The following is a 13,241-nucleotide window of genomic DNA, read 5'->3' as shown; positions in this document are numbered from 1 at the left end:
GCGGGGCCCCTTGTCGTTTCCGGATGCCGCTTTCAGCGCCCGTTCCTGCGCGCCGCCACCGCGGTATCGGGAAAGTCCGAAAACACCCCGTCGACACCCAGCTTGTAGAACTGCTCGTACTCCTTGAGCGGATTGCCGCCGTAGTTCGACGGCAGGCGGCGCAACTCGTTGCGGAAGGTCCAGGTGTGGACCAGCAAACCATGACGATGCGCACGCTTGATCAGATCATTCGGCGGCAGGGTCTTGCGCGCGGCCTCGCCGGGCGCACCGGCCGGCGCACTGGCGTCGGGCACCGTGCTCACGATGTAGCGCTTCCACGGCCCGATGCCATCCGCGTAGCGAGCAATCTCGCGCAGGCCGGCATCCGTGGTGAAGTAAGCGAAAGTGCGCGCCAACAGCTTCGGATCGCCCGACACCGTCCAGTCATAGGGACGGTCGTAGGGCGCGGTGAAGTCCAGGCTGCCATCGGCATTGACGTCGTTGGCATCGACCAACTGGACCAGGCGCACATCGGTCATCTTGCGCAGCTTCTTCAGGTTGGCCTGCTCGAAGCTCTGGATGAACACCGGCGCGCGGCGATCGTTCCAGCCCGCCTTCTTCAAGGCCCGGACCAACGGCTCCTCCAGCGCCAGCCCCAGTTGCTGGTGGTAGGTCGGGTGCTTGGTCTCGGGGTAGATGCAGATCTCGCGCCCCACTTCGCGCCCCTTCTGCTTCGCCAGCGCAATCACCTCGTCCAGCGTCGGGATCGCGTACAGGCCGTTGTACTGCTGTGGGCGCTCGGCCAGCGGCTGGATCGCACGCAGGGTCTTGATCTCGGCCAGCGTGAAATCGGAGGCGAAGAAGCCCTCTTCCGCCGCGCCATCGACGACCACGGTTCGCTTGCGACCGGCAAACTCGGGGTGGAAGCGCACATCGGTGGTCGCGTAGATGTTCGGCTCGTGGCGCGCGATCAGGTGGCCGTCCTTGGTTGCCACCAGATCCGGTTCGATGCAGTCGGCACCCAGTTCGATGGCCTTGGCATAGCCTTCCAGCGTGTGGTCCGGCAGGTAGCCCGAGGCGCCCCGATGACCGATCACCAGCGGTCGTTTGGCATGCCCACGCCACTCGCCCCAGCCCTCGTGCCCTGCCCGATCATGCGCCAGCGCCGGCGCGCACAGGGACATGGCCATACCGGTCAGCAGACCAGCTCCAACGATCTTCTGCATTGCTCGCATTTCGTCCTCCTATGGTTCAGGAGCCGACAAGCTTGCAAAGCATCGGTGACCGGCCAGTGACACGGGAATGACAGTTTCGGGAAGCCTGTCCGCTATCGGGGTTGATACGCATCAGCCTGTACGGGTGCATACTGCAGAATGCTTGTACATCCCCATACGGCGAAAGAGGAGACCATGCGCTTCAACCAAGACATGCTGGAAGAGCTGAACACCCTGTTGCGCTTCGACCTGGAAACCAGCCGTCAAGGCATCAAGATCCACCACGACGCAGACGCGGAGGTCATCGCCGCCGCCCAACGCCTGTACGCCAAGGGGCTGATCACGCAGGTCGACGGCGGCTACCTCACCCCTCTTGGACGCGAGGCCGCCGAGCAAGCCCAGTTGCTGCTGACCATCCTGACCACCCGCCCCAACGGCGCCACTCTGGGCGTGCGCGGCGGCGTGCTGATCAACTGAGCCTCGCCCTCACTGGCAGGCCACCCAGGCTTCGACCTGCGGGCGCACGGCCAACTCGGTCTGCGCCCCATTGATGAAGCTGTTGAGCGCTCCTTGCCGGGCGAGCAAGCCGAAATACCCTTTGGCGCGATCCCAGAACGGATAAGCGCCATAGGTGCCGGGGCTGGAGAGCCGCGCGCCCGGCGTGCAGTTGAAGGGCAGACTGCGGCATTCATGCCAGTAGCCGAAACCGTAGTGCCACTCCTCCACTGCATTGCCGGACGAAAAAGCCAGGGCCGCCCCGCCGCCCGGGGTACGGTCCTTCAGAAACTCCGTCATCGCGGCCGGCCCCAGCAGACTGCCGCTCTTGAGCGCCTTGAGAAAGGCCAGGTACTCCTCTCCGCGCCAATGCATCCCCCCCGCCAGCAAAGGATTGCCCACCGACGTGATGTCGTAGCGCGCGTTCTGGAACAAGCCGGTCTGCGCCCTGAACTCGTCGAACACGGCGCGCCAGTCCGCCAGGCCACGTGCGCGCACTGCCATCAGGCCCGCCACCTGCAGATGGGTACTGGCATAGACGAACTGCGTGCCCGGCACGACGTTGTTGGCGGCATTGCTGTTCGCGATCTGGTTCACGCAGGTGGCGAAGTCCGCGCCCGCCACGAACAGGCAGGCCGGCTCCTGGGTCAGTCCCGAAGTGAAACTGAGCAGATGAGTGAGCGTCATGCCTGACAGCGGGCTACTCCCCGGGATGGGCCAGCCCGCGATGCGATCCTGAGGCCTATCCGCCAGACCCAGATAGCCTTGCTCAACCAGGCGGAGAATCACCACCGCTGTCACCAGTTTGGAGGTCGACGCGGAATCGAACTCCGTGCTCATCGAAGCCGCGCCACGGTTGTACGTGTAACGACGCCCGTCACCCCGCTCGACCGCGAAGGAGAATGCCACCTCCGACGGCGCCACCGCCAAGGCGGAGGCCAGCTCGGACTCGCGCGCCACGGTACAACTATTGGCCGTCCCGCCAGCCCCACCGCTGCTGCTTGATCCGCCGCCCGCCGCCGGCGCAGTACTCGTGTCCCCGCCACCGCCGCCACAAGCGGCCAGCAACAGGCTCAGGCACGACACTAACGTCACCTTACGCATGGCACTTCTCCACATGCAGACTCAGAGTGGACATTGTGCACCGGCACAAGTGCCCCGCCCTCACCGAAGATCGGCCCTTGCCAAGCGCTCGGACAAACAAAAAGCCCGCAGGCAAAACCTGCGGGCTTTTTGTTTGTTACTTCAGCGCGAGATTTGCGCAGAAGGCGTAGCGAGCGGGTGGAGGTCGCAACGAGGAGCGGAGACGTACGTGAGTACGTTGAGCACCGGAATTGCGAGATCCGCCCGCGCAGTAGCCTTATGCGTAAATCGGCTTAGCGAATGACGCGAGCTCCCTTGCCCTTCATCGCGGCTTCGACTTCTTCCACGCGCACCATGGAGGTATCGCCCGGGGTCGACATGGCCAGCGCGCCGTGGGCTGCGCCGTACTCGACGGCAGCTTGCGGGCCCTTGCCTTCCAGGAAGCCGTAGGCCAGGCCGGAGGCGAAGCCGTCACCGCCGCCGACGCGGTCGTAGATTTCCAGGTTGTCGCGCTTCATCGACTGGTACAGCTGGCCTTGGTAGTACAGCAGGGCCGACCAGTCGTTGAAGGTGGCCGTGGTGGCCTTGCGCAGCGTGGTGGCAGCGACCTTGAAGTTGGGGAAAGCGGCCACGGCCGTTTCGATCATCTTCTTGAAGCTGTCGGTTTCAATGTTGGTCAGATGCTCGTCGGCGCCTTCGACTTCGAAGCCCAGGCAGGCGGTGAAGTCTTCTTCGTTACCGATCATCACGTCGACGTACTTGGCGATGTTGCGGTTGACCTTCTGCGCGCCTTCCTTGCCGCCCTGGCTCTTCCACAGCGAAGCGCGGTAGTTCAGGTCGTAGGCCACGACGGTGCCGTACTTCTTGGCGACTTCCACGGCTTCGATCACGGCTTCAGCGGTGTTCGAGGCCAGCGCGGCGAAGATGCCACCGGTCTGGAACCAGCGCACGCCCTCTTCACCGAACAGCTTTTCCCAGTTCACTTCACCCGGACGGATCTGCGAAGCAGCCGAGTGACCACGGTCGGAACAGCCCAGGGCCGGACGAATGCCGAAGCCCTTTTCGGTGAAGTTCAGGCCGACGCGGGTGTTCTTGCCCAGACCATCGAAATCGCGCCAGATGACATGGGACATGTCCACGCCGCCTTGCATGATGAAGTCTTCCACCAGCCAGCCCAGGTCGTTCTTCGGCAGGGCGGTCACGACGGCAGCGCGCTTGCCCCAGCACTTGCGCATGGCGCGGGCGACGTTGTACTCGCCGCCGCCTTCCCACACCTGGAAGGAACGGGCGTTGCGCACGCGGCCGAAGCCCGGGTCGAAGCGCAGCATGACTTCACCGAAGGACACGCAGTCCCACTTGGTTTCGGCGGCGGATTTGATGATCAGTTCGGACATTTCTCTTGTTTCCTCGAAGGGTGGATCGCTCTATGCACAAGGGCCGCGCGGTGAAACACCGGGCGGCCCTTGACGGGGAGTTACTTGGCAGCCAGTTCGGCCTTGATCTGCTTGACCAGATCGATGGTCTTGCGCACGTTGGCTTCGATACCCGCGTAGTCCTTGGCCTTCAGCAGTTCCTTGGTGATCAGGTTGCTGCCGATGCCACAGGCCACGATGCCGGCGCCGAACCACTTGCGCAGGGAGGCCTCGTCCGGCTCGACACCGCCGGTGGGCATGATGCGCGTCCAGGGCATCGGGCCCATGACGCTCTTGACGAACTCGGGGCCGCCCACGGACGAACCCGGGAAGACCTTGACGATCTCGCAACCCAGCTCTTGCGCGTCGCCGATTTCGGTGGCGGAACCGCAACCGGGGCTGTAGGGGATGCCGCGACGGTTACACACCTTGGCGACTTCCGCATTCAGCAGCGGGCCGACGACGAACTTGGCGCCGTTGGCGATGTAGATGCCGGCGGTCGGTGCTTCGCAGATGGAACCCACGCCCATGATGACCGAGGGGTCAGCCTTGGCGAAGTACTTGGTCACTTCGTAGAAGACGTGGGAGGCGAAGTCACCGCGGTTGGTGAACTCGATGCACTTGGCACCGCCGTTGGCACAGGCCTGGATCACGTTCTTGCACACTTCGACGTCCGGGTCGTAGAACACCGGAATGATCGACTGATCCATCATCGCGGCCAGGACGGCCATGCGGTCTTTTGCAGCCATTGAATTCTCCACAGAGTTGAAATAGGTCACCGCGGGGGATGCGGCTAGACCACCAGCAAAGCCTAGTATTTTCCCTGATACGGGAGGGCCGGGCAAGGGAATGTGGCTGTCTGCTGATATAGGCCAAATCGGTCCGCTCTGCCGGGTGGAACGTGCTGCAAAGCAACAAAACAACCGTCCTGCTCAATGGAAATCGCGGCTGCTGGTGTCCAGCCGGCCCAGCCAGGGCGTCAGGTCCAATAGGCGCTGGGCGATGACGTGCGTCACCCCGTCGGCGGCCTGGACCTGCCCGAACACGCCCAGCAGGCGTGCGCCCAGCAGTTCGCGGCGGAAGCGCTCGGCCACGCGCGGCCGTACGATCACGTTGGTCATACCGGTCTCGTCTTCCAGCGTCACGAACACGTTCTCGCCCGAACCGGGGCGTTGCCGGCTGGTGACGATGCCCACGGCGCGGGCCAGCGCCCGGTCCCCGGCAGCCCGGATCGCCTCGGCACTCAGGAAGCGGCGCGCGGCCAAGCGGTGGCGCAACAGGGTCAGCGGATGCGGGCGCAGGCTGAGCCCCAAGCTGGCGTAGTCCGCCACCAGGCTCTCGCCCACCGGCGGCGCGCTCAGGCGCAAGGCGGCTTCGGTCGCGGGACTGGCATCGAACAGATCGCCCTGCACGGGCGTGCTCGCCAATTGCACGCCACTGACCTGCCAGGTCGCCTGCCGACGGTGCCCGGCCAGGGCGGACAGGGCGTCGGCCTCGGCCAGGCGTCGCAGCAAGCCGGTGTCCAGCGCGCAGCGCAGGGCCAGGTCCTGCACATCGCGGAAAGCCCGTAGCCCGCGCGCCGCGACGATGGCCTGCGCGGCCTCGGCCGACAGCCCGGCCACCTGCAGCAGGCCCAGGCGTACCGCCGGCCGGCCCCGGCCGCGCGGCAGCAGCGTGCACACGTCCGCGCTGGTCGTGACATCCGGCGGCAGCACCTCCACCCCATGGCGGCGGGCGTCCTGCAGCAACTGCGCGGGCGGGTAGAAACCCATCGGCTGGCTGTCGAGCAAGGCGCACAGGAAGGCCTCCGGCTCATGCCGCTTGATCCAGGCCGAGACGTAGGCCAGCAGAGCAAAACTGGCCGCGTGCGACTCGGGGAAGCCGTATTCGCCGAAGCCCTCGATCTGGCGACACAGTTGCTCAGCGAAGGCAGCCAGCCCACGACTTTCCATGCCAGCACGCAGCTTGTCCTTGAAGCGCTCCAGGTGCCCCTTCTTCTTCCAGGAGGCCATGGCGCGACGCAACTGGTCCGCTTCGCCAGGCGAGAAATCGGCCGCCACCACGGCGAGCTGCATCACCTGTTCCTGGAAGATCGGCACGCCCCAGGTGCGAGCCAGCACGGCATCCACCTCGGGGCTGATGCGCTGCACCGGCGCCTGCGCGCGGTGGCCGGCGAGGAAGGGATGCACCATGCCGCCCTGGATCGGCCCCGGCCGCACGATGGCGACCTGCACCACGAGGTCGTAGAACTTCTGCGGGCGCAGGCGCGGCAGCATGCTCATCTGCGCGCGCGATTCGATCTGGAACACGCCGATGGTGTCGGCCGCACTGATCATGTCGAAGGTCGGCTTGTCCTTCGGCGGAATGTCGTCCATGGACATGGGCGTGCCCAGGCCACGTCGCTGCGAAATGAGCGCCAGCGCCTTGCGGATCACCGTCAGCATGCCCAGCGCCAGCACGTCGACCTTGAGCAGGCCCAGCGACTCCAGGTCGTCCTTGTCCCACTGGATGACGGTGCGCTCCGCCATCGCCGCGTTCTCCACCGGCACCAGGTGCGCCAGCGGCCCTTGCGAGATGACGAAGCCGCCCACGTGCTGCGACAGGTGGCGCGGAAAGCTGCGGATCGCATCGCTCAGCGCCAGCCACTGGCGCACACGCGGACTCTGCAAGGACAGGCCGGCCTCGGCCATGCGCGCCGGCAACTGATCGCGGCTGTCCCACCAGGCCAATGAACCGCTCAGCGCGGCCACCTGTTCTTCGCCGAAGCCCAGCGCCAACCCGACGTCGCGCAGCGCACTGCGCCGCCGGTAGCGGATCACGGTGGCGGCCAACGCAGCGCGATTGCGACCGTACTTCGCGTAGATGTACTGGATCACCTCCTCGCGCCGCTCGTGTTCGAAGTCGACGTCGATATCCGGCGGTTCGTCGCGTTCACGCGACAGGAAGCGCTCGAACAGCAGGCTCGCACGCATCGGGTCCACCGCAGTGATGCCGAGGGCGTAGCAGACCACCGAGTTCGCCGCCGAGCCGCGCCCCTGGCACAAGATGCCCTGGCGGCGCGCGAACAGCACAATGTCGTAGACGGTCAGGAAGAAGGGTTCGTAGCGCTTCTCGGCAATCAGGGCCAGTTCCTTCTCCACGTCGGCCCGCACCTTGTCCGGAATGCCATGCGGGTAGCGGCGCAGCAAGCCGGTCTCGGTCTCCTGGCGCAGGTAGCGGGTGGGCGTGTAGCCGGCGGGCACGATCTCGTCCGGGTACTCGTAGCGCAACGTGCCCAGATCGAAGTCGCACAGCGCCGCGACACGCAGGGTCTCGGCCAGCAGTTCCGGTGGATAGAGCCGCGCCAGGCGCATCCGCGTGCGCAGGTGGCGCTCGGCATTCGGAAACAAGGCCAGCCCGGCCTCGAACACCGTGCTGCGCAGGCGGATCGCGGTCAGCGTGTCCTGCAGGGGGCGTCGTCCGCGCGCATGCATGTGCACATCGCCGGCCGCCACCAGCGGCAGCTTGTGGCGCGCGCCGATCTCGCGCAGCCGGGCCAGGCGCGTCGCATCGTCCGCCGCGCACAGCAGTTCGACCGCGATCCACAACCGCCCCGGAAAACGCTCGGCCAGCCAGGCAGCATCCGCCTCGTCCGGCGCTGCGCCCGGCACCCACAGGGCCAGGCAATCCGGCACCGCGCCGGTCTCGGGCAAGACGCCACCCAGGTCGCCGCGCTGCAGGAGGTAATCCCCCTTCCCCGCCCGCCCCCGCGCCAGCGTGATCAGCGCGCACAGGTTGCCGTAGCCGGCACGGTTGCGGGCCAGCAGCACCAGCTTCAGGCCATCGCTCAGCACGAACTCGCTGCCCACGATCAGCTTGGGCATGGGCAGGAAGACGGGCGGCGGCGCCCCTGCATCCTCTACCTCCTTCGCCGCGCGCTCGTCCTCCGCCTGCATGTCGCGCAGCGCCTGCCAGGCCTGCACCACACCGGCCACCGAGCATTCATCGGTGATCGCCAAGGCCTGGTAGCCACGCTGACGGGCTTGCGCCATCAGCTCGGCCGGATGCGAGGCTCCGCGCAGGAAGCTGAAGTTCGTCAGGCAGTGCAGCTCGGCATAGTCAGGCAAAGAAGCCATGCAGCCACCAGCCTTCCTCGTCGCGATAGATCCACAGCCACTCGCCCGCCTGCGACAGCGCGACGTAGTAATCGCGGCGGACGTCGCCCGGCGCCTGGGCGGCGGGGTCTGCACCCCACCCCGCACTCCACCAGCCGCTCTCGATGCGCTCCGGCCCGGCCAGGCGCTGCAAGGGGCCGCCGTGATGCAGGCTGCCACCCCGCTCCGCCAGACGCCGTGGCCGCGCCAGCAGCCACAGCGGGCGCGGTGGCCCCGGCCGGCGCTGTGTCTCGGCGCGTGCGCCCTCCACCAAGGGCCGCGAAGCGCACTCCGGGCGATGGTCGGGATGCACCATCAGGCCATGCACCGCCTCCTGCCCCAGGCGGGCACGCAGGCGTTCGATGACCGGGTCCAGCGCCTCGGTCGCCGCCTGCGCGAACAGGCCCAGGCTGGTCCCGGGCAGCAGGCGTGGCGCATCGGCACGCAGACTCAGCTCGATCGCAGGCTGGCGCAATTCGAGACGCTCCAGGCGCTCGCGCAGCACCCGCTCCATACGCGGCAGGTCGCGTGTGGCACCGGCAAAGGCCAGGATCAGCTGCGTCGGCGCCTCATCCTCATGCGTCATCGACAGCTCGCACTCGGCCACGCCACACACCCGCTGCCCCAGCCAGCCGGCCAGCCCGGCGAGCAGACGCCGCGCCGCGAACAACAGCATCGGCGCACTCTCCACCTTGGCCGGCAGTTCCATGCCCTGGGCGAACTGCTCCGGAAAAGCGAAGCGCGCCCGCGGATCGGGCGCACTGCCCAGCGCCTGGGCCAGCCGCAGCGGCACACCCGTCCCGAAACGGCGCGCCAGCCCCGCGGCTGGCAGGGCAAACAAATCCTGCAAGGCATGCACGCCGAGGGCGCCCAGCGTCCTGTCGTCACGCGCGGACAGGCCCATCACCGCGACCGGCAGCGGCCCGAGGACCTCAGGCAAGGCAGCCGGATCGACGCAGCGGGCTTCCGCCCCGGCACGCACCAACCATTGCGCTGCCAGGGGTGTAGGCGCGAGCGCCATGTGAAAGGAATAGGCCTGCGCGTGCAGACCGGTGCGGATGGCGTCGAGCAAGACATCCAGGCCGCCGAAGAGACGCAGGCAGCCACCGATTTCGAGCAAGAGCTCATCCTCGGCGGCCAGGCAGACCTCGGGCGTGAAGCCCCCCGCCCAACAGGCCAGGCGCTGCAGCGCCGCCTGCTCCTGCTGCGGCTTGCGTTCCTGCACCAACAACCCTGGCGCCATGCCCAAGGCGGCGGCCAGGCGTAGCCCGACCTGTATGCCCAGGGCTTCGGCAGCCGCGTTGGCACACCACACGCGATGCGCCTCGACCACCACGCTCGGCTCGGCCGGCGGGGCGCCGCCCCATTCAAGCGGCAGACGGAAGAGGCGGAGCGCCAGCCACAGGCTGGCAGGTCGAGACGCATCCATGGCTCAGGCGCAACACGGCCATCGGCACGCCAGGCTGCCGTCACGCACAAGAAGAAGCGCGGAGGAATCGCCCGGCATCCCGCTCACCCCTGTGTCACCAGATGGGGCTTGACGGGTGCCGGCGCGCCTCCTGACACCTGCCGCGCCAGCGCCACCGGGCGCGCCACGTTCAGCCAGAGCGGCTGCGCGCAGACCGGCCCACGCCGCTTCAGGATATCCACCCGCAAGCCCTGGGCACTGCCCGTCAATTGCAGACGCAGGGGTGCCGGCGATGCCGCCTGCGCGGCAGCCTGCGGACGGCACAGGAAAGCCAGGCCGCGGCGCCCCTCGGCCGCCAATTGCAGGCGACGCAGGGATTTGTTGTCGGTCTGCGCCGGCAGCCAGGCCAGCACCGCGCCCACGCCACCGCTGGCGAGCAGCAGCTCGGTGCTCCAGGCAATGTCGTCCCGCCCAGCACGCACGAGCAGCAGGCGGGCCAGTGGAAACTGCGCCGCCCAGGCCGGCGCATGCACCTCACCCGGCGGGGCGACCAGCACGATGGGCGCCTCGGCGGCGCACGCGCGCAAGGCGGGCAAGAGCAAGGACAGCTCACCGATGCCTTGCTGTGCCGCCAGCAACTCGATCAGCGCCCCACGCGGCCAGCCTGCGCCGGGCAAGGCCTCGTCAAGCGGCGCAAAGCCGGTCGGAATGGCCGCCTTGTCCAGCGCGGCCAAGCGGTCGCCGCGCCAGACATCGGGGCGTTGCAGGACGGTCTGCAGGGAAGGCAAGGCGGACATGGCGCGAAGAGAGGGTTGTGTTTATCTGTATTTTTATACAGCAAAACAAAACTTGCCAGTCCACTTGCCGGTTCGCTCCATGCCCAGCACTCATGCCTCTGACTTGTCGACGCAGAGGGGCTCGTCATTCCCGCGAAAGCGGGAATCCACTTTCGCGTGAAGAGCCAGCACTATGGGAACACGTGGATTCCCGCTTTCGCGGGAATGACATGCGGAAAAGAAACAGGCCGGCAAAGCCGGCCTGTCGATCCGTGCTAGACGACGCAGCCTTACTGCGCGCCGCCGATGCTCTCCAGCACCGTCCAGGCGCCCTTCTCCACCTTGTAGACGGTGATGCCGCCGCTCTTGAGGTCGCCCTTCTCGTCATAGGCGATGTCCGGCGCGGTCACGCCGGCATGCTGGATCGTCGCCAGCACCGGGAGATAGGTGGCGGGCTCCACGGAATCCGCCTTCTGCATCGCCGCCAACAGCACGCGCGTCGCGTCGTAACCATAGGGCGAGTAGATCTCCATGTCGCCAAAGCGGGCCTTGAAGCGCGCCTCGAACTCCTTGCCGCCGGGCATCTTGTCGAGCGGCACACCCGCCAGCGAGGCAATGGTGCCTTCGGCCGCTTCGCCCGCCAGTTTGAGGAAGGTGTCCGAACGCGTCATCTCGCCCGACACCAGGGGGACCTTGACGCCAATCTGGCGCATCTGTTTGGCCATCGGGCCGGACTGCGCATCGGTACCACCGAAGAACACCGCGTCCGGCTTGGCCCCCTTGATCTTGGTGAGGATGGCCATGAAGTCGCTGGCTTTGTCGGTGGTGAACTCGCGCGCCACGATGTTGCCGCCGGCCGCCTTGGCCGCCTTTTCGAACTCATCCGCCAGGCCCTGACCGTAGGCGGTACGGTCATCGATGATCGCGATCTTCTTCGCGCCGAGCTTCTCCACCACGTAACGCCCCATCACCGAGCCTTGCTGGGTGTCGGAGGTCATCGAGCGGAAGGTCGTCTTGAAGCCCTGCTGGGTGAAGGCCGGCGCGGTCGCCATGGCGATCTGCGGCATGCCGGCGTCCGAGTACACCTTCGACGCCGGGATCGAGGTACCCGAGTTGAAGTGGCCGATCATGCCCTTGATGCCGCCATCGAGAATGCGCTGCGCCACCTGCGTCGCCGTCTTCGGGTCGGCCATGTCGTCCTCGGCGAACAGCTCGAACTTCACCGCCTTGCCACCAATCACCGGTTTCGTTTCGTTCACGTCGTCGATGGCCAGTTGCACACCGTTCTGATAACCCTTGCCGTAATGGGCCTGTGGGCCGGTCAGCGGTGCCGAGAAGCCGATCTTGACGACCTGGACTTCGGCTGCGGGTGCCGCCGCCGGTGCGGCTGCCTCGTCCTTCTTCGGGCTGCAGGCGGCAGCAAGCAGTGCCAGGCCCGCCAGAGGCAGCAGGCGCAAGGGATTGCGAGTCGTCATAAGGGATGTCTCCGTGGAGTGGATCAGGGCAAAGAAACAGATGTTGACCGAAAACGATGCGCCCGACGCCAGGCTGGGTCAACAAACCCGTGCCCCTGCGGGCGACCACTACCCTCCCGGGCAAGCCCGCAGGCTGTGCTTGCGCCGTCACCTGAGCCCTCTAACCTACAGTCTGGCGAGACGATCCGCGCCAGCCCCAAAGCACACCACAAAGGAGAAGAGTCCATGCGCATCTATTTCGCCACCAACCGCAATCCCAACGACCCCGACAAACCCACCGACTTCGGCAAGACTTTCAGCGCCAACGGGCTGACCGACCTGCGCTTTGGCTGGGCGGATGTCAGCGGCAAGAAACTCGACAAGTACACGCTCACGGTGGCCGACGAAAAACTGGACGTCGGTCTCGCTGCCGCCAGCGTGGGCGATCTCAGCAAACAGAAGCTGGGCAGCAAGGCGATCTTCGAGGAGGTGCAGCGCGAGATGCAGGCGCAGAAGCAGGACTGCGTGATCTCCATCCACGGCTTCAACTACAGCTTCGCCGAGGCGATCCAGCGCACCGCGCAGCTCAAGGCCTTCTATGGCGACAGGCCAATGAGCTTCTTCCTGTTCACCTGGCCGTCGGACGGCTCCATGCTGCCCTTCAAGGCCTACGCCAGCGACCGCGACGACGCGCGTGCATCCGGCGTAGCCTTGGGCCGCGGCCTGCAGAAGCTCGCCAGCTTTCTCAGCAGTTCGCGCCCCGAGGACTTCTGCGGCCAGCGCGTGCATCTGTTCGCCCACAGCATGGGCAACTACGCGCTGCGCTGGGCGCTGCAAGGCATCCGCGGCAGCACCGGCAGCAAGCTGCGCCGCCTGCTCGACCAGATCGTGCTGTTTGCGGCCGATGAGGACGACGACGCCTTCGAGCTGGAACACAAGCTGGCCGGGCTGCCCGACATGGCACGCCGCGTCACGGTCTATCACCACCCCGGCGACAAGGCCCTGGTGGTCAGCGACGTGACCAAGGGCAATCCGGACCGCCTTGGTGCCGGCGGCCCGCGCAACGCGCGCCTGCTGCCCGACAAGGTGAGCGTGGTGAACTGCGAGCCGGTCGTCGGCGGCCTGGACGACATCACGACCCACCAGTACTACCGCCTCGACGACACCGTGCGGCGCGACGTGCTGGCCGTGCTGAACGGCACCGAGCCCCAGGACATCAAGACCCGCCAGTACCAGCCGGAGACGCGCAGCTATCGGCTGAAACGGGTAAAGGCGTAAACGCAAAAA

Annotated in this window: 10 protein-coding genes; 2 read left to right on the top strand and 8 right to left on the bottom strand. The window is 66.7% G+C overall.

Annotated features, from left to right (window positions below):
• Positions 1-32: 32 nt before the first annotated feature.
• Positions 33-1,205 carry a glycerophosphodiester phosphodiesterase gene (locus tag NMB43_RS07810; protein WP_494351585.1) on the bottom strand — a complete coding sequence of 391 codons (1,173 nt, stop codon included), beginning with the start codon at positions 1,203-1,205 and terminating at the stop codon, positions 33-35.
• Between the two features lie 183 nt (positions 1,206-1,388).
• Between NMB43_RS07810 and NMB43_RS07805 the strand changes: the two genes are divergently transcribed.
• Complete coding sequence (locus tag NMB43_RS07805; protein WP_494351584.1) at positions 1,389-1,670, top strand: TIGR02647 family protein; 282 nt, start codon at positions 1,389-1,391, stop codon at positions 1,668-1,670.
• A gap of 9 nt (positions 1,671-1,679) precedes the next feature.
• Here the strand turns inward: NMB43_RS07805 and NMB43_RS07800 are convergent, their stop codons facing one another.
• The 7 genes from NMB43_RS07800 to NMB43_RS07770 form a co-directional block, all read right to left on the bottom strand.
• Positions 1,680-2,792 (bottom strand): serine hydrolase domain-containing protein, encoded by a 1,113-nt coding sequence (locus tag NMB43_RS07800; protein WP_494351583.1) that lies wholly within the window; start codon positions 2,790-2,792, stop codon positions 1,680-1,682.
• A gap of 272 nt (positions 2,793-3,064) precedes the next feature.
• Positions 3,065-4,165 carry a sugar kinase gene (locus NMB43_RS07795; protein ID WP_494351582.1) on the bottom strand — a complete coding sequence of 367 codons (1,101 nt, stop codon included), beginning with the start codon at positions 4,163-4,165 and terminating at the stop codon, positions 3,065-3,067.
• A gap of 80 nt (positions 4,166-4,245) precedes the next feature.
• Positions 4,246-4,932 (bottom strand): bifunctional 4-hydroxy-2-oxoglutarate aldolase/2-dehydro-3-deoxy-phosphogluconate aldolase, encoded by a 687-nt coding sequence (locus NMB43_RS07790; RefSeq protein WP_494351581.1) that lies wholly within the window; start codon positions 4,930-4,932, stop codon positions 4,246-4,248.
• A 183-nt stretch (positions 4,933-5,115) separates the two neighbouring features.
• Entirely contained in the window at positions 5,116-8,298 is a 3,183-nt protein-coding gene (locus tag NMB43_RS07785) for an error-prone DNA polymerase (protein WP_494351580.1), read from the bottom strand.
• Entirely contained in the window at positions 8,282-9,745 is a 1,464-nt protein-coding gene (locus NMB43_RS07780) for a Y-family DNA polymerase (protein ID WP_494351579.1), read from the bottom strand. Before NMB43_RS07780 ends, NMB43_RS07785 begins: the two co-directional genes overlap by 17 nt.
• A gap of 83 nt (positions 9,746-9,828) precedes the next feature.
• A complete protein-coding gene (imuA, locus tag NMB43_RS07775) occupies positions 9,829-10,521 on the bottom strand; it encodes a translesion DNA synthesis-associated protein ImuA (RefSeq protein ID WP_494351578.1) in 693 nt (230 codons plus the stop codon).
• Positions 10,522-10,790: 269 nt separating this feature from the next.
• On the bottom strand, positions 10,791-11,975 hold the full coding sequence (locus NMB43_RS07770) for a branched-chain amino acid ABC transporter substrate-binding protein (RefSeq protein WP_494351577.1): 1,185 nt from the start codon (positions 11,973-11,975) through the stop codon (positions 10,791-10,793).
• 225 nt (positions 11,976-12,200) lie between these two features.
• Here NMB43_RS07770 and NMB43_RS07765 point away from each other — a divergent pair, with 225 nt between their 5' ends.
• Positions 12,201-13,232: an alpha/beta hydrolase gene (locus NMB43_RS07765; RefSeq protein ID WP_494351576.1), complete on the top strand. Its 1,032-nt coding sequence runs from the start codon at positions 12,201-12,203 to the stop codon at positions 13,230-13,232.
• The last annotated feature ends 9 nt before the right edge of the window (positions 13,233-13,241 follow it).

The organism is Uliginosibacterium sangjuense (assembly GCF_059132465.1).
This window is presented reverse-complemented; position numbering and strand designations above follow the sequence as displayed.